The sequence below is a fragment of the Bradyrhizobium sp. INPA03-11B genome, assembly GCF_040446015.1.
Taxonomy (GTDB): domain Bacteria; phylum Pseudomonadota; class Alphaproteobacteria; order Rhizobiales; family Xanthobacteraceae; genus Bradyrhizobium; species Bradyrhizobium macuxiense_A.
The window spans coordinates 1-25797 of the sequence record NZ_JASGSR010000069.1 but is presented as its reverse complement, the minus strand read 5'-3'; the positions used below and the strand labels follow the sequence as shown (position 1 = coordinate 25797).

The window sequence follows — 25797 nt, the reverse complement described above, 5'->3', positions numbered from 1 at the left end:
ATTGCGAGGAGCGAAGCGACGAAGCAATCCATGGCACCGCATGTGTGGATCGATGGATTGCTTCGCTTCGCTCGCAATGACGGAGATCAGTTCGGCTGCCGCACCACCCCGCCGGCATTCATGCCACCGTCGATCACGAGCTCGCTGCCCGTCACGTAGCGCGATGCATCCGAGGCGAGATAGAGCACGCCCTGCGCAATCTCGATCGCCTGGCCGGCGCGGCCGAGCGGCGTCGCGAACCTTGCGCGCTCCTCCGGATCGATCGGTGCGTTCTGGCCGGCGCCGGTCGCACCGGTCGGAATCTTGCCCCAGATCGGCGTGTCGATGATGCCGGGATGCACGGAGTTGACGCGGATGCCATCGCCGACCTGCGCGCATTCCATCGCGATCGACTTGGCGAACAGCCGGACCGCGCCCTTGGTCGCGCTGTAGCCGGAGAGCGTCGCCGCACCACGCAGGCCGGCCAGCGACGACATCATGATGATCGAGCCGCCGCCATGCTTGCGCATCAGCGGCAGCGAATGCTTCACCGACAGGAACACGCCATCGATATTGATCGCCGTCTGCCGGCGCCAATCCGCGAGCGACATCTCGACAATCGAAGGCGCCCCGATGCCGATGCCGGCGTTGGAGACCATGATATCCAGGCGGCCATGGCGCTTGCCGATATCAGCGATGACCTCGATCCAGCGCTCCTCGCTGGTGACATCCTGCGACAGGAAGCTCACCTTGCGCCCGGCTTTAGTGAGCCGCGCTGCAAGCTCGGGCCCCCTCAACTCGTCGATATCGGTCGCAACAACCGTCGCGCCTTCCTGCGCCAGCAATTCGACGATCGCCTCGCCGATACCCGACGCGCCGCCGGTCACCAGCGCGACCTTGCCTTCAACCTGTCCTGCCATGTCCTCTCCCAACGTTTCTTATCGGATCACCGCCGGGCCCTGATCCGGTGCCGCGACGTCGAGGACACGGAATTGCACACGTTCGCTGCCTTGCCAACGGTCGACCGCAAGAGAGCCCGCCACGTGCAATTGCTGACCGCGATTTTGCGTCAAGGCGCTGCCGAGCTTCTGTCCGACGGAGCGGAATGCGATACCGTTGACGATGGAACCATCGCCAGACTTGAAGCGCAGCCTCAAATGCGCCTGCCCGACCTCGTCGGCATAGACCAGCTGATGCGACGGCAACGCGATCACCGGCTCCGGATTGGCGCTGCCGAACGGACCCGCGCGATTGAGCGTCGCGGCGAATTCCGGCGTCACCGCGCGCGCGGTCACGGCGCCGTCGATGAACAGCTCGTTCTCGTGACGCGAATTGGCGACGTCGGCCGCCAGCGCGCTTTCCATAAAGGCCCGGAATTCGGCGAGCTTCTCCTTGCGCAGCGTGACACCGGCCGCCATCGCGTGCCCACCGCCCTTCATCAACAAACCATCATGCACCGCCTGGCGCACCGCCTTGCCGAGATCGACGCCGCCGATCGAGCGGCCCGACCCGGTGCCGATGCCGCCCGGCTCGAGTGCGATCGCAAACGCAGGACGCGCGAACTTCTCCTTCAGGCGTGCCGCGACCAGCCCGACCACGCCGGGATGCCAGCCTTCCGCCGCGGTGACGATGACCGCGCCCTTGTCCTCGAGCCCGAGCGAAGCCAATGCCTCCGCTTCGGCCTGTGCTTCAGCCGCCTGCTCGATCACGCGCCGCTCGGTGTTGAGGCGGTCGAGCTCGGCCGCGATCCGCGCGGCCTCAGAGACATCGCCTTCGAGCAGCAGCCGCACGCCGAGATCGGCGCGCCCGATGCGGCCGCCGGCATTGATGCGCGGCCCCAGCATGAAGCCGAGATGCCAGGCCTCCGGCGGGCCATTGAGCCGCGCCACATCCATCAGCGCGGTATGGCCGACATGATCGCGGCGGCGCATCGCGATCAGGCCTTTTGCAACGAAGGCCCGGTTAAGCCCGATCAGCGGCGCGACGTCGGCGACGGTGCCGAGCGCAACGTGATGCAGCACGCTGAGCAGGTCGGGCTCCGGCATCTCGCGGGTCCAGAAGCCGCGCTGGCGCAGCTCGCGATTGACGGCGACCAGTGTGACGAACACCAGGCCGACGGCGGCGAGATGACCGAGCCCTGAGAGATCGTCGGGCCGGTTCGGATTCACCAGCGCGTCGACCTCGGGCAATTCATCGCCGGTCTGGTGATGATCGATGACAACCACCGACATGCCGAGCTTCTTCGCTTCCGCCAGCGGCTCGATGCTGGTGGTGCCGCAATCGACCGTGACCAGCAGCGTCGCGCCCTTGGCCGCCAGCGCGCGGACGGCGTCGACGTTCGGCCCATAGCCTTCGAAAATACGGTCGGGAATGTGGATCAGCGGGTCCAGCCCGCAATGGCGCAGATGCCAGGTCAGCAGCGCCGCCGAGGTCGCACCGTCGACATCATAGTCGCCGAAGATCGCGACCTGCTCGCCGCGCGCTGCGGCATCGGCGATGCGCTTGGCGGCATGCTCCATCTCGGTGACCGTATGCGGATCCGGCATCAGCTTGCGGATGGTCGGGTCGAGGAAGTCGGTGACCTCGTCGATTGCGACGTCGCGCCCGGCCAGCACGCGCGCCAGCATTTCCGGCAATTGATAGCGCTGCACGATCGCGAGCGCCCGCGCCGCCCCGCGCGCATCCAGCCGGTCGCGCCAGAGCTTACCGGTCAGCGACCGCGTCACGCCAAGGAACGCCTGTGGCGTCTCGATGGGTAATGCGGATGCGTGGAGCGTCATGATTCCTTGTCCAATTAGCAGGAATCGTAGCGCTTCAGTGAATCCCAGGCCAGTTCTAGCAGCCCATCCGGCTGGCGATTTCCCCGAAATCCTTCGCCACAATGTCCCACGCGCCGGTGGCCTCGAAATCGACCTTCTGCAGTGGGCCGTATTCGGTCGGCCGCGCCACGAAGGCGGTCTTCAGGCCGTGCTTCTGCGCGTGCTTCAGGTCGTAGTTGTGGGCGGCGACCATCATCACCTGATCCGGCGGCAGGCAGAGCAGCTTCGCGGCGCCGAGATAGGTTTCCGGATCGGGCTTGTAGTGCTCGAACAGCTCGGCCGACATCACGAGATCCCACGGCAGGCCTGCGAACTTCGCCATGTTGGTGAGCAGCGCGACGTTGCCGTTGGACAGCGGCGAGATGATGTACTTGGTCTTCAGCCGGGTCAGGCCGGCGACACTGTCGGGCCACCCATGCAGGCGATGCCAGCCCTTCGTCAGGTGCTGCAAATCGTCCTCGGTGAGGCCCTTGATGTCGAATTGCGCGACCAGCTTCTCCAGCGAGCGGCGGTGCAAGACATCCAGGATCACGTAGCCGTTCTGCGGATTCTTGCGCACCTCGTCCATCGAGGCGGCATAGACCGCACGCCAGCCGTCGACCAGCGCGGTCCAGTCGGCCTTGATCCCGCGCTTCTCTCCCCATGTGGTGAAATCGTTGATCAGGCTGGTGCGCCAATCGACCACGGTGCCGAACACGTCGAACACCAGCGCCTTGACCCCGGACAGATCGGACATGCGCGTCTCCCCTTGTTGTTTTTGTTGTCGTCATTCCGGGGCGCGCGTGAGCGCGAACCCGGAATCTCGAGATTCCGGGTTCGTCCTTCGGACGCCCCGGAATGACCCGGCATATCAATCCAGGTGGAACTTCTCGAGCTGCCGGTGCTCGGCCTTGATGTAGCGCACGGTGCCGGTGACCGAGCGCATCACGACGGTCTCGGTCTCGATCACGTCCTTCTTGAACTTCACGCCCGTCAGCAGCGAGCCTGTGGTGACGCCGGTGGCGGCGAACAGGCAGTCGCCCTTGGCCATGTCCTCGATGCCGTAGATCATCTTCGGATCGGTGACGCCCATCTTGTGTGCACGCTCGCGCTTCTCCTCGGTGTCGAGGATCAGGCGGCACTGCATCTGGCCGCCGATGCAGCGCAGTGCGACCGCGGCCAGCACGCCCTCGGGCGCGCCGCCGGTGCCGATATACATGTCGACGCCGGTCTCATCGGGCTTGGCGCAGTGAATGACACCGGCGACGTCGCCGTCGGTGATCAGCTGCACGGCTGCGCCGGTCGAGCGCACGCTATTGATGATGTCGGCATGGCGCGGACGGTCGAGCACCAGCACGTTGATGGCGGTCGGGTCGACGCCCTTGGCCTTGGCGAGCCGGCGCACATTGTCGGCCGGCGGCGCGTCGAGCTCGATCACATTCTTGGCGTAGCCCGGGCCGATCGCGATCTTCTGCATGTAGACGTCGGGCGCGTGCAGCAGCGTACCGCCGTCGGCCATCGCCATGGTGGCGATCGAGCCCGGCATGTTCTTGGCGCACAGCGTGGTGCCTTCGAGCGGGTCGACTGCGATGTCGACCTTGGGACCGGCGTTGAGGCCGACCTTCTCGCCGATGAACAGCATCGGCGCCTCGTCGCGCTCGCCCTCGCCGATCACGACCGTCCCCTCGATCGGCAGCTTGTTGAGCTCGCGACGCATCGCGTCGACCGCGGCCTTGTCGGCGGCCTTCTCCTGGCCGTGGCCGCGCAGCCGCGCGGCCGACACCGCGGCGCGCTCCGTCACGCGCACGATTTCGAGCGTCAGGATGCGCTCGAGCAGCATCTGCGGCGGAACGGAAATATGGGTCGACATCGGCGTACTCCTTAAGCCTCGGGGACAGGCCAGCCTGCCCGCATCAATCGTCTCACGCCCGACCCGTTCAGGCCATGCGTTAGTTTTTCTCGATCCGGATCACCTGCGGCCGGCCGCTGATGACCTTATCGCGCTGCACTGCGGCCAGCGCACGATGCACGGCATCCTCGCTGGTCGCATAGGTAATCAGAATGACCGGAACCGGTGAAGGTTTTTTGGCCGCACCGTTCACATCGACGCCATCCGGATGCCGCTGCACGATGGATTCCAGAGATATCTTCTGTTCCGCCAGGCGGGTGGCGATTGTTGCGGCAGTGCCTGCAAGATCGCGCGCCATCAGGCGGATATAGTAGCCACCCTCATGGCGTTCCATCGGCGCCTTGGTGGTGTCGCGCAACCGTTCCACCGGACGGCCGAACGGCTTGGCGCGGATGCCGCGCGCGACGTCGGCGATGTCGGCGACCACCGCCGAGGCGGTCGCACCGCCGCCGGCGCCAGGGCCCACCAGCGTGATCGGCGGAATGCCCTCGCCGTCGATTGCGACCGCATTGGTGACGCCCATCACCTGCGCGATCGAGGATGATTTCGGCACCATGGTCGGATGCACGCGCTGCTCAATGCCCTTTGCCGTGCGGACGGCAACGCCAAGCAGCTTGACCCGATAGCCGAGTTCCGAAGCCGCCTTGAGGTCTTCCGGCGTGATCGAGGAGATGCCTTCGACGTAAACCGCGCTTTCCGCGACCTTGGTTCCGAAGGCGAGGCTCGCCAGGATCGCAAGCTTCTGCGCGGTGTCGTGACCATCGACGTCGAACGACGGATTGGCTTCGGCATAGCCGAGACGCTGGGCGTCCTTCAGGCATTCCTCGAACGACAATCCCTCCTGCTCCATCCGGGTCAGGATGTAATTGCAGGTGCCGTTCAAGATGCCGTAGACGCGGTTGACGCTGGTGCCGGCGAGGCCCTCGCGCAGCGTCTTGATGACCGGGATCGCCGCACCGACCGCGGCCTCGAAATTCAGCGCGCCGCCGTGCTTTTCGGCGGCTGCGGCGAGACGCAGTCCATGCTTGGCGATCAGCGCCTTGTTGGCGGTGACGACCGACTTGCCCGCCTTCAGCGCAGTCTCGATCGCGGACAGCGCGGGATCACCGGCGCCGCCCATCAGCTCGACGAAGCAGTCGATGTTGGGATCTTCGGCCAGCGCCTCGGGGCTCTTCGCCCAGGCGATGTCGCGCAGGTCGAGGCCGCGCTTCTTGGCCTTGGAGCGCGCCGTGACGGCGACGACGCGAACGGACCGGCCGCTGCGCTCGGCCAGCGCCCGTCCTTGCGTTTCGATGAGGCGGACGACATCGGCACCGACGGTGCCGAGCCCCGCTATGCCCACGTTCAGGGGTGCGACCATGGATTTAAGGGACCTGGAGATTAAGCAAACCTGGAAGGATTAGCGTCGGTTGGCGAGAGGAACGACGTTGTGCAACGTTTCGATGCCGCTTTCAAGGAAGCGGCGCACACCGCGCGCGGCCTGCCGGATGCGCTGCTCGTTCTCCACCATCGCGATGCGGACATAGCCCTCGCCGTGCTCGCCGAACGCGACGCCCGGCGACACCACGACGCCGGATTTCTCCACCATCAGGGTTGCGAACTGCATGCTGCCGACGGCCTCGAACTCCTTGGGCAGCGGCGCCCAGGCGAACATCGAGGCCTGCGGCGGCGGAATGTCCCAGCCGGCGCGGCCAAATGACTCAACCAGCGCATCGCGCCGCTTGCGGTAGGTGTCGCGCATCTCGCGGATGCAGTCGTCGGGACCGTTCAGCGCCGCGGTCGCCGCCACCTGGACCGGCGTGAAGGCGCCGTAATCGAGGTAGGATTTGACCCGCGCCAGCGCTGCGATGATGCGCTCATTGCCGACCGCAAAGCCCATGCGCCAGCCGGCCATCGAGAACGTCTTCGACATCGAGGTGAATTCGACGGTGACGTCGATCGCGCCGGGCACCTGCAGCACCGACGGCGGCGGCTTGTCCTCGTCGAAATAGACTTCGGCATAGGCGAGATCGGAAAGGATGAAGATGTCGTGCTTCTTCGCGAACGCGACCAGATCCTTGTAGAAGTCGAGATCGGCGACATAGGCGGTCGGGTTCGACGGATAGCAGACGATCAGCGCGATCGGCTTCGGGATCGAATGGACGATCGCCCGCTCGACCGCCTCGAAGAATTGCGGCGTCGGCTCCGACGGCACCGAGCGGATCACCCCGCCCGCCATCAGGAAGCCGAACGCATGGATCGGGTAGCTCGGATTCGGGCACAGCACGACGTCGCCGGGCGCGGTGATCGCCTGCGCGACGTTGGCAAACCCCTCCTTCGAGCCGAGCGTCGCAACGACCTGGGTATCGGGGTTCAGCTTGACGCCGAAGCGGCGTGCATAATAGGCGGCCTGGGCCTTGCGCAGGCCATTGATGCCGCGGGAGGCCGAGTAGCGGTCGGTCCGCGGCTTGCCCAGCGTCTCCTTGAGTTTCTCGATGACGTGCGGCGGGGTCGGCAGGTCCGGATTGCCCATGCCCATGTCGATGATGTCGGCCCCGGCGTTGCGCGCGGCCGCCTTGGCCTGATTGACCTTTTCAAAGACGTAAGGCGGCAGACGGCGAATGCGGTAAAAATCTTCCATGGGACCCTTGCTCCGACAACCGCGATGCCAGAATCGCGCCCCTTTGGCTTGCTCACGGAAGCCTGCACGGCCTCTTACAGAAATCGCACTGAATCAATGACTTAGAGCGAATTCAGGGCACGATCAGGGGGCTGCGGCCGGATCTGCGGTTGAATTGGATTTCTTTTAGCACGGACGCCGGGCGGCGCCAGCGCTGATCGCCGCTTGAGGTGGCCTCACTTCCCAGCCTGGGCCGCCGTCGAGGCCTGGCGTTCGCGCGCCGCAATCAGCTCCTGCTCGATCTTGGCCTGATCCGCCGGCTTGATCGTCGGATCGGCCCTATCGGGCGGAAGGTCATGGACCGGGAGGTACCCGTTGGCATCCTTTTGCCGGGCCGGCGCGTCGGCCGGCATTGCCATATCGGCGATCGTGCTCGAGCACCCGCCCAGCGCCAGCAATGACGCGAGCAGCGCTGCGGCCGCGAGCCCCCTGTTCTTTCGATCGATCGGCATGCGCCGAATTGTCCCCAACAAGCTAGCGCGCACGTCGCACGGTTGCCGACACGGGTCGCACTGGTACGAGCCTTGCAGCGTCCCCGCTGCGTTAATTCCGGCTTCAGCGTTTCAAACCATTGTCGCCCGAAACGCTTAAACCGTGAACAACAAAAGCGACCCCTGAGGCTTCAATATGACGGAACAAAGATTTTTTGTCGCACCGCAACAGAGCGAAACATCTGATTTTCACTGATTTTCGTTGCCGCACCGCGCGATGACGCCCCCCAAACGACGCGATAATGTCCTTCAGATGAGCAACGTCAGCACCGACACCCAAGCCGCCCCGAAATTCAACGCCGAAGCCTTCGCCATGAACATCGCGCGGGCGATGGAGAGCAGCGGCCAGGCGCTGGCAGCCTATCTCAAGCCGCGCCAGACCGGAGAAGTCCGCGACAAGCCGCCGAACGAGCTTGGCGAGGTCATCAAGACCTTCAGCGTGATCGCCGAATACTGGCTGTCCGACAAGGAGCGCGCCTCCTCGCTGCAAATGCAGCTCGGCAAGGATTACCTCGATCTCTGGGGCTCGGCCGTGCGCCGCATGGCCGGCGAAGCCGATGCCAAGCCCGCGATCGCGCCGGCCCCGCGCGACAAGCGCTTCCAGGATCCGGAGTGGAAGTCGAATCAGTTCTTCGACTTCATCCTCCAGCTCTATCTGCTGACCGCGAAATGGGCGCAGCAGCTGGTCCACGACGCCGACGGGATCGATCCGCACACCCGCAAGAAGGCTGAGTTCTACGTCCAGCAGATCACCAACGCGCTGGCGCCGTCGAACTTCGTCTTGACCAATCCGGAAGTGCTTCGCGCCACGGTCGAGACCAACGGCGACAATCTGGTGCGCGGCATGAAGATGCTCGCCGAGGATATCGAAGCCGGCCACGGCACGCTGAAGATCCGCCAGTCCGATTCGAGCAATCTCGAGGTCGGCGTCAACATGGCGACGACGCCGGGCAAGGTGATCTACCAGAACGAGCTGATGCAGCTGATCCAGTATTCGCCGGCAACGGAGAACGTGCTGCGCACGCCGCTCCTGATCGTGCCGCCATGGATCAACAAGTTCTACATCCTCGATCTGCGCCCCGAGAAATCCTACATCAAATGGTGCGTCGACCAGGGCATCACGGTGTTCGTGATCTCCTGGGTCAACCCGGACAAGGAACTCGGCAAGAAGACCTGGGCCGACTACATGACCGAAGGCCCGCTCACGGCGATGGACGTGATCGAGAAGGTCACCGGCGAGATGAAGGTGCACACCGCCGGCTATTGCGTCGGCGGCACCATGCTCGCCTCGACGCTCGCCTATCTCGCCGAGAAGCGTCGCCAGCGCGTGACGTCGGCGACGTTCTTTGCCGCGCAGGTCGACTTCACCCACGCCGGCGACTTGCTGGTGTTCGTCGACGAGGACCAGATCTCGGCGCTGGAACGCGACATGCAGGAATCCGGCGTGCTCGAAGGCAGCAAGATGGCGATGGCCTTCAACATGCTGCGCTCGAACGACCTGATCTGGTCGTATGTCGTGAACAATTATCTGAAGGGCCAGCCGCCCTCCTCGTTCGACCTGCTGCACTGGAATTCGGATGCGACGCGGATGCCGTCGTCGAACCACTCCTACTACTTGCGCAACTGCTATCTGGAGAACCGGCTGTCGACCGGCACCATGGTGCTCGACAACACGCTGCTCGATCTGTCGAAGGTGAAGGTTCCGGTCTACAACCTCGCCGCACGCGAGGATCACATCGCTCCGGCGGAATCGGTGCTGTACGGTTCGCAGTTCTTCGGCGGCCCGGTGAAATATGTGCTGTCCGGCTCCGGCCATATCGCCGGCGTGGTCAACCCGCCCGCCTCGAAGAAGTACCAGTACTGGACCAACGACAACATCAAGGACATGAAGCTCGCCGACTGGCTGAAGGGCGCCGAGGAGCACAAGGGTTCGTGGTGGCCCGACTGGCGCGGCTGGCTGGAGAGCCATGATCCGGAGACGGTGCCGGCGCGCATGGTCGGCTCGAACGGAACGCAGGCGCTCGAGGACGCGCCAGGGAGCTATGTCCGCGTCCGCGCGTAGCGCCAAGTGTTCGTAACGCCAAGTGTTCGCGTAGCGCCAAGTCTCTCGCTCAGCTATAAACAGACGGTCCCGACGGTCGGGAATCGAATTCACGTGAGGGGGAGACGATGACGCGCGAACTGTTCTGGCTGTCGCTGACGGTGATCCTGACCGGGCTGTTGTGGATCCCCTACATCATCAACCGCTGCCAGGTACGCGGCCTCTCCGGCGCCATGGGCAATCCTTCGCGTGGCGACAAGCCGCATGCCGAATGGGCCAACCGGCTGATGTTCGCGCATGACAATGCGGTCGAGAACCTCGTGATCTTCGCGCCGCTGGTGCTGATCCTCAACGCGGCCGACTATTCCACCAAATGGACCGTGCTGGCCTGCGCCGTCTATTTCTGGGCCCGCGTCGCCCACCTGATCGTCTACACGCTCGGCCTGCCGGTGTTCCGCACCCTGGCCTTCACGGTCGGCTTCCTTGCCCAGGCCGTGCTGGCGCTCGCAGTGTTCAAGATCCTCTGAACCAGATCTTCCCGCCGGTTGCGGCACCAGCCGCACCGGCGCGGCGCCAGCTATCCGCCCTTGCGCACCACGATATGCAGCATCGTCGCGGGCGCCTCGTCAAAACTCTTGATCTCGCTGGTGTCCGACGAGACCTCGGTCCACGTCCCTGACGCCGCGTAGGTCGCCGCCAGCCAGTCGGCCGCGGGATAATTGTAGTAGCGGCCGATGCTGTCGCGGCCATCGCCATGGCCGATCTTGTAGCTCGCGTAGAAGACGCCGCCCGGCTTCAGCGCCCGATGGATGCGGCCGATTATGCCGGCCAATTCGTCGCGCGGCACATGCAGCAGGCAGGCGCTCGCCCAGACGCCGTCATAGGCCTCACGATCCTCGAGCTCGTCGAACAGCATCGCCTCGACGGGGTGATTGATGCGGCGCGCCGCGACCTCGGCCATCTCGGGCGAACCGTCGGTCGCGCGCAGCACGAAGCCTTCGGCGAGCATGACAGCGGCATGATTGCCGGCGCCGCAGCCGAGTTCGAGGATCGACCCGCCCGGCGGCAACAGCTTGAGAAAGCCGATCAGCCGGGTGGACGGTGCTTTCGCCCACCCGGCATAGGCCTCGGCATTGCGCCGGTAGAATTGCAGCGTGGCGTCGTCCACGATGCGCCCTCGCGTCAGCTGTCGGCGAGCCCCAGCATCAACCGCATGTTCTGCACGGCAGCACCCGAGGCGCCCTTGCCCAGATTGTCGAGCCGGGCGACCAGCACCGCCTGGCGGTGCTTGTCGCTGGCGAACACATAGAGCTCGAGGTGGTTGGTCTCGTTGAGCGCTTCCGGCTCGATCTTCCCGCCCGCGGCGGCCTCGTTCTGCAGCGGCATCGCCGAGACGTATTTGCTGCCAGCGTACCACTTCGCCAGCACGGCCTGCAGATCGGCACCATCAGGCTTGCCCGGCAGCGCGTCGAGCTGCAGCGGCACCGAGACCAGCATGCCCTGCCGGTAGTTGCCGACCGACGGGATGAAGAGCGGCCGCCGCGTGAGATGCGAATAAAGCTGCATCTCCGGGACGTGCTTGTGCTCGAAGCCGAGGCCGTAGAGATGGAAGGCCGGCGCCGAGCCGTCCTCGAAGCTCGCGATCATCGACTTGCCGCCGCCCGAATAGCCGCTCACCGCATTGATGGTGACGGGATAATCAGCGGGCAGCAGCCCGCCATCGACGAGCGGCCGCAGCAGCGCAATCGCGCCGGTCGGATAGCAGCCGGGATTGGAGACCTTCGGCGCGATGCGGATCTTGTCGGCCTGGCCGGGCGCGAGTTCGGCGAAGCCATAGGCCCAGTCAGGCGCGACGCGATAGGCGGTCGACGCGTCGAGCACCTTCGGCGCTGAATTGCCCATCGTGTCGATCAGCGCGACGGTCTCCTTGGCGGCGTCATCAGGCAGGCAGAGGATCACGAGATCCACCTCCTCCATCAGCGCGCGCTTGGCGCCGGCATCCTTCCGCTTGTCCTCGGCGATATGCTTCACCGCGACGTCGCCGATCGAATGCAGCCGCTCCTGGATGCCAAGGCCGGTGGTGCCGGACGCGCCATCGACGAACACGGCCTTGGTCGCACCGCTCTTGGTATTCGGCTGGTGGGTGTCGGCGAGGGTCATGGCACGTTCCTTTCGAGCTCGTTCGTTTCGTTTGCTAACACATCTGGCCGCGCTGCGCCGCCAATCGGGGGATGGGCAATTATCGTTGGATCGAGCGTATTCTCGTCCACGTCAAACACCCCCTTCATGGAAACAGCGCGATCTGCTCCAGTCCGGTGGTTTCGGGCAAGCCGAACATCAGATTCATGTTCTGGATCGCCTGTCCGGCCGAGCCCTTCACAAGATTGTCGAGCGTCGAGAGCACGATGGCGCGGTTCTCGATCCGGTCGGCGACGACGCCGATCTGGACGTAGTTCGAACCACGCACGTTCTGCGTCTGCGGCAGCACGCCCTTCTTCGTCACATATACGAACGGCTCGTTGGCGTAGGCCTTTTCCAGCTCGGCGCGCAAATCGTCCGGCGTAGCCCCGTTGAGCTTGACATAGGATGTGCAGAACTCACCGCGCGCCATCGGAATGAGATGCGGGGTGAAGTTCACCGTCACAGCCGAGCCCGCGGCTACGCCGATCTCCTGCTCGATCTCCGCCGAGTGTCGATGGCTTCCGATCGAATAGGGCGACAACCCTTCGCCGGCCTCGCTGAACAGCGTGTTCTGTTTCAGTCCGCGCCCGGCGCCGGTGACGCCCGACTTTGCATCGATGATGATGTCGTCGACGTCGATCAGCTTTGCCTTCGCCAGCGGAACAAGCGCCAGCAGCACTGCGGTCGGATAGCAGCCGGGACAGGCCACGAGTCGCGCGGCCGTGATCTTCTCCCGGTAGATTTCGGTCAGCCCATACACGGCCTCGCCCTGCAATTCGAACGCCCGGTGCTCATGGCCGTACCACTGCGCGTAGCTATCCTTGTCGCGCAGCCGGAAATCCGCGGACATGTCGAGGATCTTGATTGCGGGATTGGCTTTGAGCACCGCAGCGATGATCTCCTGCGTCGTCCCGTGCGGCAGTCCGCAGAACACCGCATCGAGCCCAGTCCAGTCGACCTTTTCCCATTCCACGAGTTTTGGCAGGTCGAGCATGAAGAAGTGAGGAAACACCTCGCTCATCGTCTTGCCGGCATGAGTGTTGGCGGTAAGCGCGGTGATCTCGGCATTCGGGTGCCGCGCCAGCAAGCGCACCGCGTCGGAGCCGGTGTAGCCGGACGCGCCCAAGATGCCGATTTTCTTCTTCGTCATCACACGCCCCCTTGAAGCGTCGTCATTTCGGTTTGCGTCGTTGCGAAAGCCTCCGGGCGCACCTCGCGCATCAAAGCGGCGATCTGCCGGGCACCAGCTTCGGCCTGCAAAGCGAGCGCGTTACCGACCGCAACAAAGTCGGTCTCGGACTTGTGCTGGTTCAGCTTGAAGCTGCCCTCCACCTCTTCCACCGTCATCTCAAGGCCCACGATCGCCTTCTTCATGGCATCGAGCCGCGCCGCTGTCATCTTGCCCGACGTCCACGGCGTCTTCGGCGACAACCGATCCTCGAACTTGGCGGTCAGCGCGTCGATCTGAACCGCAAGTTCCGCGCCTGACAGGACCCGCACCGGACCGGTCAGATGTACGGCCTGGTAGAGCCAGGTCGGCACCTGGTCGGGCGACACATACCAGTCCGCCGAGACATAGGCATCGGCACCGGTGACGGCCAACAGCCAAGGTGCTCCGCCCGCCAGCTTTACCAGCGGATTGTGACGGGCAACATGAAACAGCGCCCGCGGCGTGCCGTCGGCGGCGTAGCTCAGATAGAACGGCAGCGCGGAGGCGATCGGCTTACCGCCGCCCCATGCGCAGGCGATGCCGAATCCGCGCGCTTCGGCGAAGCCGAGGCTCGCGGCGCGGTCGGGCTTGAAAGGCGGTGGCGTATACATGGTCGAAACTCCTGCATGACGAAGGAGCCGCCAGATCGAACCGCGTGTCTTTTTGAGGAGCGCGCCGCGGGATCAGGTCCGGCGGCAGAGGCGATGGTCTTAAACGCGAGCGACCGCCCATACCGCGAGAATGCGGCGGCGGCGGGCAATGATGATGGTCGCGGCGTTGATCATGGGCGCGGCTATAAGGCCGCGGCCCTTTTGCGTCAAGGAAAACCGTCAGATCACCGGATTCCACGGCGCCGGCACGACACGGTAGCCGCTGCCATCCTTCACCACATTGCCGAGGCCCGGGAACGGATAGTGGAAGCCCTGCACCTGGAGCCGCTCCGCGACGATCATGTCGTAGACGCGGCGGCGGGTCTTCTCGGCGACGTCAGCGTCCTGGTCGAAGAACGCGTGCCAGCCGGGATTGGTCGCGAACAGATGCGGATTGTTGGTGACGTCGGACTGGATGAACACCTTCTCCGAGCCCGAGGCCAGCACGTAGGAGGTGTGGCCCGGCGTATGGCCGACAGTCTCGACCGAGGTCAGGCCCGGCGCGATCTCCTTGCCCCATTCGTAGGGCGTGACCTTTTTCTTCAGACCGGCCTCGAAGATGTTGCGGTTGTTCTTGAACAGGCCCTGCATGCGGCCGGCCGGCGCACGGCTCATTTCGCCATCGTCCATCCAGAACTTCCATTCGGTCGCCGGCACCAGCACTTCGGCGTTCGGAAACGCCGGCGTGCCCTCGGCGGTGAGCAGGCCGTTCACGTGATCGCCGTGGAAATGCGAGATCACGACCATGTCGACATTCTTGGGATCGAATCCGGCGGCGACGAAATTGTCGGCGAACAGACCGTTGGCCCCCTTCGTGCTGGCCTTGGCCAGCGCGCCATTGCCGGTGTCGATCACGACCAACTTGCCGCCGGTATTGAGCACCAGCGGCGCGTACCAGATCGTCACCATGTCGCGCGGCATGAACGCCTTATCCAGCGCCGCGTTGACATCGTCCCGCTTCGCATTCGGGATGAAGGAGTCTTCCAGCTTGAAGACGGTCTTGCCGTCGGACACCGCGGTGACCGTGATGTCACCAACCTTGTAGCGATAGAAGCTCGGCGCCTGCTTGTCGGCAACGGGCGAAGCGGCATTGGCCGGGAGCGCCGGCAACAACGGTGCGGCGGCGATGCCGGCGGCGCCGGCAAGAGCGTGACGTCGTGTCAATTCCATGTGTTGTCCTTCCCAGTGAAGCGGCGCCCAATGAATTCGCAGTTGGCGGGCGAGGTTGTGTCAACGTTTCGATGCTCGCGCGATGACCGACGGCGCGAGCCGTTTGTTCTCCCGCCTAACCCCTGCAGGTTGGCCTTATTCCGGGAACTCGCTACACCGCGCGCCACATCCATTCGAGGGCCTGGGCAATGACGTCGCCGAACAGCAGCAGCGCCGCCGACCAGACCAGCGCGGAGACGAAATTGGCGACCTGGAATTGCCAGTACGACATCTCGAAAATGCCGGCCGCGAGCGGCACCGAGGCGCGCAGCGGGCCGAAGAAGCGGCCGATGAAGATGCTGGGCACGCCCCAGGTCTTCACGAAGGCCTCACCGCGCGGCAGTATCTCCGGATAGCGCGACAGCGGCCACATCTGCGCGACCTGCTCCTTGTAGCGATAGCCGAACCAGTAGGAGACCCAGTCGCCGAGCGCAGCGCCAATGCCGCCGGCGATCCAGATCGGCCAGAAATTGATCCCGCTGACGCCGATCAGGGCGCCGATCGCAACCAGCGCGCCCCAGGCTGGCACCAGCAATGAGATGAACGCGAGCGATTCAGCAAACGCCAGCAACATGACGATCGGAGCGGCCCAGGCCTGGTGGTGGCGGACGAATTCGGCCAGGGCCCGCGCAAAGTCTTCCATTTCGTCGTGTGCCTTCCGCTCCGTTGGACCTCGAATGAACCTTTCTAACGGCACGCAGCCTAAGAACAGGTAAGCCAGCCCATTGCGTGACATCAAGTCACAAAGGCGGGGATCAAACGTGATCTCCGGTAAGGCCCCCTGGTCCAGGCTGGCTGGCATCTCCCCTACAAAAATAAGGAATCACTGGATGATCGGGTCATTGATGATGTGCGTGAGCGTTCTCGTCTTGCTGTTCGGAATGCTCGCAGGCATCGCCATGGGTATCCAGCACGACTTCACGTTGGGGCCGGCGCACGCGCATCTCAATCTCATTGGCGGCGTGCTGCTGTTCCTGTTCGGCCTCTACTACCGGCTGGTGCCGGCGGCCGGCAGCATGCTGCTGGCCAGGATCCAGGGCTGTCTGCATATCGTCGGCGGCGTGCTGTTTCCGGCCGGCGTAGCTGCCGTTCTGCTGAAGGGTCCCGCGTTCGAGGCGGCGCCGATCGTGGGATCGCTCATTGTGGTTGTCGCAATGGCCCTGTTCACGGTCATTGTATTCCGCACCTCGCGGGCGTAATCGCGGGCTCCTATCTACAGGGATGGTCAGCCCCCCAGGGTGCGGCCGTCCCCCATTGGCAGCCCATCCGTGGCATAGTCAAAGCAACCGATTCGCCGCGCCATAACTGGCGCGCCACTTGAAGAAACATGGCCAAGTCATTGAAGTCGAACGCCAAAAGCAAATCTGCTGACGATCTGTTCGGAGCCTCGGAACCGAAGGCACGCACCCCTGCGAAGGCCGCTTCCCGGCCCGCGGGAGGCGCCGAAGCCGGCTACACTGCCGCCGACATCGAGGTTCTGGAGGGCCTGGAACCGGTCCGCCGGCGCCCCGGCATGTATATCGGCGGCACCGACGAAAAGGCACTGCACCACCTGTTCGCCGAGGTGATCGACAACTGCATGGACGAGGCGCTGGCGGGTCACGCCACCTTCATCGACGTCGAACTGACCGCCGACGGCTTCCTGACCGTAACCGACAATGGCCGCGGCATTCCGGTCGACCCGCATCCGAAATTCCCGAAGAAGTCGGCACTTGAAGTCATCATGTGCACGCTGCACTCGGGCGGCAAATTCGACTCCAAGGTCTACGAGACCTCGGGCGGCCTGCACGGCGTCGGCGTCTCCGTCGTCAACGCCCTCTCCTCGCGGCTCGAGGTCGAGGTCGCGCGCAGCGGGCAGCTGCATCGCATGACCTTCGAGCGCGGCCATCCCAAGGGCAAGCTCGAGGACCTCGGCAAGGTCAATAACCGCCGCGGCACCCGGATCCGCTTCAAGCCTGATACCGACATCTTCGGCGCCAAGGCGGCGTTCAAGCCGCAGCGCCTGTTCAAGATGACGCGCTCGAAGGCGTATCTGTTCGGCGGCGTCGAGATCCGCTGGCACTGCGATCAGGAACTGCTGAAGGGCATCGAGGACGTCCCGCCGGAAGCCAAATTCCACTTCCCCGGCGGCTTGAAGGATTATCTCGCCGCGGCGATCCATGCCGACACGCTGGTGCATCAGGATATCTTCTCCGGCAAATCCGGCCGCAGCGGCGCGCATGGCGCCTGCGAATGGGCGGTGGCCTGGACCGCCGATGCCGACGGCTTCCTGTCGTCCTACACCAACACGGTGCCGACGCCCGACGGCGGCACGCATGAATCGGGTCTGCGCAGCGCGCTGCTGCGCGGCCTGAAGGATCACGCCGAACGCGCCGGTCAAGGCAAACGCGCAGCCTCCATCACCTCGGAAGACGTGATGGTGGGTGCGGCCGTCATGCTCTCGGTGTTCGTGCGCGAGCCTGAATTCCAGGGCCAGACGAAAGACCGCCTCGCCACCGCCGAAGCGCAGCGCATCGTCGAACAGGCGATGAAGGATCCGTTCGACCACTGGCTGTCGGGCAATCCGAACCAGGCCAACCGGCTGCTCGACTTCGTGATCGATCGCGCCGAGGAACGGCTGCGCCGCCGCCAGGAAAAGGAAACGGCGCGCAAGACCGCCGGCAAGAAGTTGCGTCTTCCCGGCAAGCTCGCCGATTGCTCCGATGCCGGCACCGAAGGCTCCGAGCTCTTCATCGTCGAAGGTGACTCGGCAGGCGGCAGCGCCAAGCAAGCGCGCGATCGCAAGACCCAGGCCGTGCTGCCGCTGCGCGGCAAGATCCTCAACGTCGCATCGGCCGGCAAGGACAAGCTGACCGCGAATGCGCAGCTCTCCGATCTCGTGCAGGCGATCGGCTGCGGCACGCTCGCGCACTACCGTGAAGAAGATCTGCGCTATCAGCGCATCATCATCATGACCGACGCCGACGTCGACGGCGCGCATATCGCTTCGCTGTTGATCACCTTCTTCTACCGGCAAATGCCGCGGCTGATCGACGAGGGACATCTCTACCTGGCGGTGCCGCCGCTCTACAAGCTCAAGCACGGCACCAAGTCGATCTACGCCCGCGACGACGCGCACAAGGAAGAGCTGCTCAAGAGCGAATTCAACGCCAACGCCAAGGTCGAGGTGAATCGCTTCAAAGGCCTCGGCGAAATGATGCCGGCGCAGCTCAAGGAGACCACGATGGATCCGGCCAAGCGCACGCTGCTGCGCGTGGTGCTGCTGGCCGACGATCGCGAGGGCACCGCCGACTCGGTCGAGCGGCTGATGGGAACCAAGGCGGAAGCCCGCTTTGCCTTCATCTCCGACAAGGCCGAATTCGCCAGCGACGATCTGCTCGACGTTTAGGCCTCAACCGACTGATTTGAAATGATTTTCCGGCCGCCTCCAGATCGGGGCGGCCGTTTTCATTCGCCGTCCAGGAGAGCCCCCTCGGTTTCGTTTTCGGGCGGTTGTGTCTCACCCGCAACAGCATTTCCGGCGGAACCACGTATAGTCCCCAACATGAGTTTCGGGAATCGGTGCCAGCGCACTCCCGTCAGCGACCCGATCGAACGCTAGTCGAGGATTTGGATATGAAGAAGATTTTGCTCGCTCTGACCGCGGTTGCTGCGATGACGGGTTCCGCGTCGGCCGCCGATCTGGCCGCCCGCCCCTACACCAAGGCTCCGGCCCCGATCGCAGTGGCGCCGAGCTGGACCGGCTTCTACATCTTCGGCGGTGGCGGCGGCGGCGTCTGGGACGCTGACACCGGCGTCCAGTCGACCGTTACGGGCGCGCCGATCCTCGGCTTCAACCAGCGCCAGGGCGGCGACGGCTGGTTCGGCACCGTCGGTGCCGGTTACGACTGGCAGACCGCCAACAGCTGGGTCATCGGCGTGTTCGCCGACGGTCAGTTCGGCAGCCTGAAGGGCACCATCCAGGATCAGGGTCTCGGCATCGCCGGCAACATCAAGAACGACTACAGCTGGGCCGCTGGTGCGCGCCTCGGCTATCTGGTCGCTCCGAACGTTCTGTCCTACGTCAACGCCGGTTACTCCAGCTCGCACTGGAAGGGCACCACCCTGTTCAACACCGCGACCGCTCTTCCGGTCGGTGGCCACACCAACGGCTTCGACCGCAGCGGCTGGTTCGTCGGCGGCGGCGTCGAGAACAACCTGAACATCTTCGGCATCACCGCGCCGGGCTGGTTCATGAAGACCGAGTACCGCGCTGCCTACTACGACAACAAGAACATCTCGGAACTCGCCGACGTCACCAACATCTCGAACGGCCGCGACATCACCTTCAAGCCGTTCGTCCAGACCATCAGCACCTCGCTGGTCTACCGCTTCAACTGGACCGGCCCGGTTGTCGCCAAGTACTGAGCGACGTATCGATCCCTGCTGATCTGGCAGACGAAAAGCCCCGGCATTGTCCGGGGCTTTTTTGTTGTCCCGATGTCTTCGGGAACAACCTCGCGCGCTCACGTTCTTCACACATACTTGGCGCAGGGCCGACCGGCCGCGCCCGATCTGGTCAGCGTTCCGACGATCGGGCACTCTCGCCCCGGTTCAAACCACAGCGGACAACAACAATGAGAAACGGACAGTTTGATCTCACGGGCCGGGTCGCGATCGTCACCGGTGGCAATGGCGGCATCGGGCTCGGCATGGCGCGCGGCCTGGCGGATGCCGGCGCTGCGGTCGCCGTGGTCGGCCGCAACGAAACGAAATCGAAGGCCGCCGTCGAGGATCTGGTCAAGCGCGGCGTCAAGGCGATCGCGGTTGCCACGGACGTGACCGACAAGGCGGCCGTCGCGGCCATGGTCGAGCGGGTCAATGGCGAGCTCGGCCGGATCGACATCCTCGTCAACAACGCCGGCATGAGCATCCGCAAGCCGCCGCACGAGCTCGAGCTCGACGAGTGGAGCAAGGTGATCGACACCAACCTCACCAGCGCCTTCCTGTGCTCGAAGGCGGCCTACCCTGCGCTCAAGGCGTCGGGCCACGGCAAGATCATCAATATCGGCTCGATGATGTCGATCTTCGGCGCAAGCTTCGCTGCGGCCTATGCCGCGAGCAAGGGCGGCATCGTGCAGTACACCCGCGCCTGCGCCAACGCCTGGGCGGCCGACAACATCCAGGTCAATGCCATTCTCCCCGGCTGGATCGACACCGATCTGACCAAGGGCGCGCGCCAGCAGGTTGCCGGGCTGCACGAACGCGTGCTCGCGCGCACGCCGGCGGCGCGCTGGGGCGCCATCGACGACTTCGCCGGCATCGCCGTATTCCTGGCGTCGCCGGCGTCGGATTTCGTCACCGGCACCGCCATCCCCGTCGACGGCGGCTATTCGGTCATGGCCTGAAACACACGAGCCCGAAACACACGGGCCCGAAACACAGAAGCCCCGGCGACCGCCGGGGCTTCTGCATCCTGTTCGCCTCAGTCTTGGTTCAGTAGCGCGCGATGACCGGCGCGTCGAACTTGTAGTTCACGCGCACCACCGCCCACTGGATATCGCGCGGCTTGGCGTCGAACGTATAGGTGCCCGCGGCTGTGCCGGCGAGCTGATAGGTCTGACGCTCGAAGGCCGCGTAATTATACTCGACGCCAATGGTCCAGTTGCGGGTGATGCCGTATTCCCAGCCCGCACCGATGGTCCAGCCGCTGGCCCAATGGGTCTGGCTGCCGGAGCCGGTCGACGGCGGAACGTTGTCGACGACGGACAGGCGGTTGTTCACGCCGGCATAGCCGCCCTTGAAATAGAGCAGATTGTTCTGGATCGCATAGCCCGCGCGGCCGACGATCGTGGCCATGACATTCGAGCGCCAGCTGAACTGATCGTCGCGGCCGATGCCGAACACCGTGTTGGTGACGCGGCCGGAATTGTCGAGCCCGGAGACCGTGCCCTCGACGCCGAACACGAAGTTGTTGGCCTGCCAGTTGTAGCCGATCTGGCCGCCGCCCATGAAGCCAGAGCCGCGCTGCCGAAAGCCCTGGCCGGGTGCGAGATCGCCGAACACCGTCGTGTTCGCGCTGTTGACCCACTGCTCGTTGGTCCAGGCACCGCCGAGATGGCCGCCGACATAGAAGCCGGACCAGTTATAGAGCGTTTCGACGTAGGCCGGCGCCTTGGTGTAGGGACGCGCAGCGAGATCGGCGGCCGCGGCGGCGCCCACGCCGAGCGCGGTCGTTGCAGTCAACACGGCAATGAATTTGGCACGAAACACGGCGGCACCCCCAGGTTGTCTGATGGGCACCAGCTTTCCCAGAGAGACCCTTACCAAAAGAAAACCGCGGGAACCGGCAGTGCAGAATCCGTGTCCGCCGGTTTCGAATCATGTCCCTCTGTTGCAACCGCGCAACTTCTAACAGCTAAATTAAGCAGCTGTTATCCCTGATAAATTCCTTCCACACGCGGGGCCGCGCGTCAGCTCGCGGCCGGCGAATGCACGTGCTCCGGCCGCACCCCGACCGCGACGAGACGGGCCGTCAGCCCCTGCAGCCAGGGCATCGCCGTGATCAACCGCAACGCGAACGGCACCGGTTGATCGCCCCCCTTCAGCGCAGCGCTGATGAGGTTGTCCTGCGCGATCACCTGCATGCGCTGCGTGACCCGCACCGGAAATTCACGACGACGCCGCACCGCATCGAGCTCGTCCTCCGACGGACAGCCCTGCACGAGCTTCGCCGCCAGGATGTTGGCGGTCGCGACCGCATCCTGCACCGCGAGGTTGACGCCGACGCCGCCGATCGGCGACATCGCGTGCGCGGCGTCGCCGATGCAGAGCAGGCCCGGAAGGGTCCAGCGCGCCAACCGGTTGATCGCAACCGTGAGCAGCTTGACGTCGTCGAAGCTTTTCACGTCGGCGATCCCGGCCTTCAGGATCGGCGCCAGCCGCAGCACGTCGTTGAGCAGCGCCGGCAATCCCCTCGCCTTCACGGCCTCGTATTGCCCCTTGGCGATCACATAGGCGCATTGCCAATAGTCGCCGCGATCGAACGTCACCATCATCTTGCCGTTGTCGATGCGGGCGAACAAATTCTCGGTCTCGTCCGGACGCCGCCCGACGCGAAACCACAGCACATCCATCGGCGCTCCGATCTCCTCGACGTTGAGACCGGCGCGCTCGCGCACGATCGAATGGCGGCCGTCGCAGCCGATCACAAGATCCGTCTCGATCTCGATCGGGCCGTCAGGCGTGTTCACGCGCACGCCGGCAACAGCATCGCCGCGCCGGATCAGGTCCGTCGCCTCGGCGCTCATCAGCACGCGCAGTGAGGGAAAGCGCCTGCCGCTCTCGCGCAGGAAATTGAGGAAGTCCCACTGCGGCATCATCGCGATGAAGGGATATTTGACGCTGAGGCGGCTGAGGTCGGCGATCCGCACCGAGGTGCGGCCGAACATGCCGTCGAGCCTCTGGATGTTCTGGTGCGGCAGCTTCAGGAAACCGTCGATCAGGCCGAGTTCGTCCATCACCTGCAGGGTCGAGGGATGCACGGTGTCGCCGCGAAAGTCGCGGAAGAAGTCGGCGTGCTTCTCCAGCACCACGACGACGATCCCGGCGCGTCCGAGCAGATAGCCGAGCATCATGCCGGCCGGCCCGCCGCCGACCACGCAGCAGCGCACCTTCATCTGACGTGTGTTCGATCCTGCCGGATTGCCCGCATCCATGACGCCGTCCTTAACGTTGTCTCGCCGCTCCGTTTGTAACGCGGGTCGGACGACAAGGATGCAAACTATCGCCGGAAGGTCTTGATTTCCGACACGCTGCCGTCGCGATAGGTCAGCTCCACCGAGATCGATTTGGTCTGCGGCGCGAGCTTCAGATAGGGCTGCGCGTCGGACGGGATGGCGCTGGGATCACGCGAATTGCAGGCCGGCATCTTCAGCACCTTGTCCGGCACCGCGGTGTCGATGCCGATCCGCACCTCGCGGATCGCGCAGCGATACGACATCAAATGGGTGTAGTAGACCAGCAGCCCGTTGAATTCGCGGAACGACAGCCAGCTCGTCGCGGTCATGTCGAGGATCTTGCGCTGGTCGCGGATCAGCGCCGCGTCGGGATCGAACTTGATCGGGAACGGTCCCTGCATCTCGCCCTGGGTGTCGACATAGCGCAGCTCGATCGTCGCCGCCGGCGCGTCGGCCGGCAGTTCGATCGATGGATTGGGCATCCGCTTGCGCGTGCGCGGATCCAGCGTGTCCATGAAGCCGGTTTCGCGGAAGTCGCCGCTATCCCCCATCCGCCAGGAAATGCCGAGCGTCGGATCGGCGATCGAGAACACGACGGTCCAGCCGCCATTGTGCCGCGAGAAGCTCGCGATCGGCGCGTTGATCGCGTCCTCCTTCGGCAGCTTCGGCACCGAGACCGGCGGCAGCGCGGCCACCTGCTGCGGCGGGGCGGACGGCTTGGCCGCCTCGGCCTGCGCCTTCGCGGCCCCGTTCAAGAAGACGTCGTCGACCATCTGGTCGAAATAGACCGGGATCTGCTTGTGCTTCACCGTCTCGGCCATCTCGCTGACCAGGCGCCGCGTACGCTGGGCGACCTGCACGAGGTTCTCGCCGGGCTGCAGCAGCTCCCTGGCAAAGGTTCGCGTGAACACCGAATTGGGATTGGCATCGTCGTTCGACAGCCGGTCGAGCGCGGTCTGGCGCGGCCCCGCGGAAAACACCGAGAACACGCCCTCGGGCAGTTGCGTCATCGGCGCGAGGCCGCCGCCGCCGGCAACCGCACGCGTGCCGGCCCGCTCGAACGGATTATTGCGGCAGGCGTCGAACACCAGGATCGAGGTGCGCGCCTTCTTGTTCTGCAACCGCTCGATGATGCGATCGGCGAGAACCGAGGCGTCGCGCACCAGCTCCTCCTGCCCTTCGGTCGCCGCCGGTACGTCGGTCGGCAGCAGGAAGTTCTGGCCCGCGATCTCGAAGCCGTGACCGGCGTAGAAGAAGAACGCGGTATCGCCGGGTTCGACGACGCGGTCGAAGGCGAGCAGCGTCTCGGAGAACGCCTGCCGGTTCAGATTCTCGGCCACCATGACGTTGAAACCGAGCTGCTTCAGCGTGTCGCCCATGGTGCGGGCGTCGTTGACCGCCTTCTGCAGCTTGGGCACGTTCCTGTAATCATTGTTGCCGATCACCAGCGCGACGCGCTTTTCGGCCTGGGCAGGCGCCGCCGATGCGACGAATGCGACCGCCAACAGGGTCGCCGAAAGTCTCGAAAGCCAGCTCTTCATCCCGATTCCCGCCTGCGCCGCGCATGCGACCGCCGCCTAATAGTCGGATCAGCCGTTTGGCCGGTTCAAGGCCCGCGGCGGATGGCCGTCATGGCCGCCCATCCCGTAGCGACCATGGGGCGTCCCGTCCGTCCCAGGTCAAGTTTCTTTTTACAGCCCGCGTGATAGATTCGGGGCTTCACTCTGCCGCGAGTTCTCCACAGGTCCCAGGCGTTTTTCCGTGTACACATGGTCCACTGAGCAGGTCGATCCCCGGGATCGCTTCGACTATTGGCGGGAGGTGCGCGCCAAGGGGTTGTTCGGCGTCACCGCCGAACTCGAACCCGAGCACCGCCGCAACTTCTTCGGCGAGTTCTCGCTGCGCAAGCTCGGTGATGCCGGCCTGGTCGAGCTGCGGGCCTCGCCCTACCGCGTCGAACGGGGCGCGGGCGACATCGCCGACGCACGCAGCGACAGCCTGTGCATCTACCAGCAGCTCGGCGGCGGCGGCTGGTTCGGCGGCGCGCGGCTCGATGAGTTCGCGGTGCGCGACGGCATGTTCGCGACCAGCTATTCGGACCTGCCCTATCGCACCGTCCCGCTGCACGACGACGGCTTCCACCTGCGCATCATCAAGATCCCGGTGACCGACATCGTTCCGCGGGGCGCCGAGCTCGGCGAGCTCGTCCCCAGCCCCGTGCAGGATGAGGCCGCGCTGCAGCCGCTGCTGAAATCATGCTTCCGCGACCTCGTCGAGGGGAACGGCGCCACGGTGGCGGACCCGGCCCCGATGGTGCAGGCGCTGGCCCATATCGCGCTGATCGAGCGCGGTGTCATGCGGCCAAAGAGCCGGCTCGCGCAGCAGGCGCTGCGAACCGCCCATCTGTCGCTGGCCCGCCGCCTGATCCGGCGGCATCTGCCCAATGCGGCGCTGACGCCAACCCTGATTGCCGGCCTGCTCGGCATCTCGGTGCGTCACCTGCACATCCTGTTCGAGGAGACGGAGATGAGCTTCTCGGAGACCGTCACCGCGCTCCGCCTCGCGCAAAGCCGCCGCCTGCTCCGCGAGCAGTCCGGGCAGACCATCGCCGAGGTCGCCTTTGCCTGCGGCTTCGAGAGCCTCGCGACGTTCTACCGCCTCTTCAACGCCTCCGAATCGATGACGCCGGGCGATTACCGGGCCCGACCGGCCTGAGCGTCCGTCCGGACGCGGCGGGCGAACCAGGCTCTTGCGGGTTGCTAAAGCGCCTTGATGCCCGTAATCGGGATTCCCGGCGTCATACGCCGTTCCTCGTCGTCCCCGGACTCCTGATGTCGAAGAAGATGATCAAGCCTGGACCCGACCTGCTGACGCAGGTCAATCAGGCTTTTCTCGACTACGGCTATAGCGGGCTGTCGATGGTCGGGTTGGCCAAGGCCTGCGGTTTCACGC

At 64.8% G+C, this 25797-nt stretch carries 23 protein-coding genes; 7 read left to right on the top strand and 16 right to left on the bottom strand.

The genetic code is table 11. The features are described 5' to 3' along the window. Window positions 1-86: 86 nt before the first annotated feature. From QMZ05_RS25855 to QMZ05_RS25825, 7 genes are all read right to left on the bottom strand, one after another. Window positions 87-899, bottom strand: coding sequence for a glucose 1-dehydrogenase (locus tag QMZ05_RS25855; RefSeq protein WP_353703315.1), 813 nt, complete (start codon window positions 897-899; stop codon window positions 87-89). Between the two features lie 18 nt (window positions 900-917). Further along, entirely contained in the window at window positions 918-2759 is a 1842-nt protein-coding gene (gene recJ, locus QMZ05_RS25850) for a single-stranded-DNA-specific exonuclease RecJ (protein WP_353703314.1), read from the bottom strand. Window positions 2760-2814: 55 nt separating this feature from the next. Next, window positions 2815-3534: a haloacid dehalogenase type II gene (locus tag QMZ05_RS25845; RefSeq protein WP_353703313.1), complete on the bottom strand. Its 720-nt coding sequence runs from the start codon at window positions 3532-3534 to the stop codon at window positions 2815-2817. 114 nt (window positions 3535-3648) lie between these two features. Beyond that, window positions 3649-4647 (bottom strand): class II fructose-bisphosphatase, encoded by a 999-nt coding sequence (gene glpX, locus QMZ05_RS25840; RefSeq protein ID WP_050420275.1) that lies wholly within the window; start codon window positions 4645-4647, stop codon window positions 3649-3651. Between the two features lie 79 nt (window positions 4648-4726). After that, window positions 4727-6046 carry a homoserine dehydrogenase gene (locus tag QMZ05_RS25835; protein WP_353703312.1) on the bottom strand — a complete coding sequence of 440 codons (1320 nt, stop codon included), beginning with the start codon at window positions 6044-6046 and terminating at the stop codon, window positions 4727-4729. A 39-nt stretch (window positions 6047-6085) separates the two neighbouring features. Then, window positions 6086-7306, bottom strand: a complete 1221-nt coding sequence (locus tag QMZ05_RS25830) for an LL-diaminopimelate aminotransferase (RefSeq protein WP_074129372.1) — start codon at window positions 7304-7306, stop codon at window positions 6086-6088. 215 nt (window positions 7307-7521) lie between these two features. Continuing rightward, entirely contained in the window at window positions 7522-7797 is a 276-nt protein-coding gene (locus QMZ05_RS25825) for a hypothetical protein (RefSeq protein WP_353703311.1), read from the bottom strand. Window positions 7798-8089: 292 nt separating this feature from the next. Here QMZ05_RS25825 and phaC point away from each other — a divergent pair, with 292 nt between their 5' ends. Continuing rightward, window positions 8090-9898, top strand: a complete 1809-nt coding sequence (gene phaC / locus QMZ05_RS25820) for a class I poly(R)-hydroxyalkanoic acid synthase (protein WP_353703310.1) — start codon at window positions 8090-8092, stop codon at window positions 9896-9898. 107 nt (window positions 9899-10005) lie between these two features. After that, window positions 10006-10404, top strand: coding sequence for an MAPEG family protein (locus QMZ05_RS25815; RefSeq protein ID WP_074129380.1), 399 nt, complete (start codon window positions 10006-10008; stop codon window positions 10402-10404). 50 nt (window positions 10405-10454) lie between these two features. On the opposite strand, the gene QMZ05_RS25810 is transcribed toward QMZ05_RS25815, so the two are convergent. The 6 genes from QMZ05_RS25810 to QMZ05_RS25785 form a co-directional block, all read right to left on the bottom strand. Then, complete coding sequence (locus QMZ05_RS25810; protein ID WP_353703309.1) at window positions 10455-11045, bottom strand: class I SAM-dependent methyltransferase; 591 nt, start codon at window positions 11043-11045, stop codon at window positions 10455-10457. A 14-nt stretch (window positions 11046-11059) separates the two neighbouring features. Continuing rightward, entirely contained in the window at window positions 11060-12037 is a 978-nt protein-coding gene (gene argC, locus QMZ05_RS25805; RefSeq protein WP_353703308.1) for an N-acetyl-gamma-glutamyl-phosphate reductase, read from the bottom strand. 124 nt (window positions 12038-12161) lie between these two features. Continuing rightward, complete coding sequence (argC, locus tag QMZ05_RS25800) at window positions 12162-13208, bottom strand: N-acetyl-gamma-glutamyl-phosphate reductase (protein WP_353703307.1); 1047 nt, start codon at window positions 13206-13208, stop codon at window positions 12162-12164. Continuing rightward, window positions 13208-13879 (bottom strand): FMN-binding negative transcriptional regulator, encoded by a 672-nt coding sequence (locus QMZ05_RS25795; RefSeq protein WP_353703306.1) that lies wholly within the window; start codon window positions 13877-13879, stop codon window positions 13208-13210. Before QMZ05_RS25795 ends, argC (QMZ05_RS25800) begins: the two co-directional genes overlap by 1 nt. Before the next feature lie 219 nt (window positions 13880-14098). Continuing rightward, entirely contained in the window at window positions 14099-15088 is a 990-nt protein-coding gene (locus QMZ05_RS25790) for an MBL fold metallo-hydrolase (protein WP_353703305.1), read from the bottom strand. Window positions 15089-15239: 151 nt separating this feature from the next. Further along, window positions 15240-15770 (bottom strand): DedA family protein, encoded by a 531-nt coding sequence (locus QMZ05_RS25785; protein ID WP_353703304.1) that lies wholly within the window; start codon window positions 15768-15770, stop codon window positions 15240-15242. Window positions 15771-15975: 205 nt separating this feature from the next. Here QMZ05_RS25785 and QMZ05_RS25780 point away from each other — a divergent pair, with 205 nt between their 5' ends. The 4 genes from QMZ05_RS25780 to QMZ05_RS25765 all read left to right on the top strand — a co-directional run bounded on the left by QMZ05_RS25780 (window position 15976) and on the right by QMZ05_RS25765 (window position 20514). Next, complete coding sequence (locus tag QMZ05_RS25780; protein WP_353703335.1) at window positions 15976-16326, top strand: hypothetical protein; 351 nt, start codon at window positions 15976-15978, stop codon at window positions 16324-16326. Between the two features lie 128 nt (window positions 16327-16454). Next, complete coding sequence (gene parE / locus QMZ05_RS25775) at window positions 16455-18515, top strand: DNA topoisomerase IV subunit B (RefSeq protein WP_353703303.1); 2061 nt, start codon at window positions 16455-16457, stop codon at window positions 18513-18515. A 227-nt stretch (window positions 18516-18742) separates the two neighbouring features. Beyond that, entirely contained in the window at window positions 18743-19534 is a 792-nt protein-coding gene (locus tag QMZ05_RS25770) for a porin family protein (RefSeq protein ID WP_050420262.1), read from the top strand. Between the two features lie 209 nt (window positions 19535-19743). Further along, on the top strand, window positions 19744-20514 hold the full coding sequence (locus QMZ05_RS25765; RefSeq protein WP_353703302.1) for a glucose 1-dehydrogenase: 771 nt from the start codon (window positions 19744-19746) through the stop codon (window positions 20512-20514). Between the two features lie 88 nt (window positions 20515-20602). Here QMZ05_RS25765 and QMZ05_RS25760 read toward each other — a convergent pair whose 3' ends face one another. The 3 genes from QMZ05_RS25760 to QMZ05_RS25750 all read right to left on the bottom strand — a co-directional run bounded on the left by QMZ05_RS25760 (window position 20603) and on the right by QMZ05_RS25750 (window position 24386). Continuing rightward, window positions 20603-21379, bottom strand: coding sequence for an outer membrane beta-barrel protein (locus tag QMZ05_RS25760; RefSeq protein WP_353703301.1), 777 nt, complete (start codon window positions 21377-21379; stop codon window positions 20603-20605). A gap of 200 nt (window positions 21380-21579) precedes the next feature. Beyond that, window positions 21580-22824: an FAD-dependent oxidoreductase gene (locus tag QMZ05_RS25755; RefSeq protein ID WP_353703300.1), complete on the bottom strand. Its 1245-nt coding sequence runs from the start codon at window positions 22822-22824 to the stop codon at window positions 21580-21582. Window positions 22825-22889: 65 nt separating this feature from the next. After that, on the bottom strand, window positions 22890-24386 hold the full coding sequence (locus tag QMZ05_RS25750) for a caspase family protein (RefSeq protein WP_353703299.1): 1497 nt from the start codon (window positions 24384-24386) through the stop codon (window positions 22890-22892). A gap of 220 nt (window positions 24387-24606) precedes the next feature. On the opposite strand from QMZ05_RS25750, the gene QMZ05_RS25745 reads away from it, so the two are divergent. Next, entirely contained in the window at window positions 24607-25560 is a 954-nt protein-coding gene (locus QMZ05_RS25745; protein ID WP_353703298.1) for a helix-turn-helix transcriptional regulator, read from the top strand. The last annotated feature ends 237 nt before the right edge of the window (window positions 25561-25797 follow it).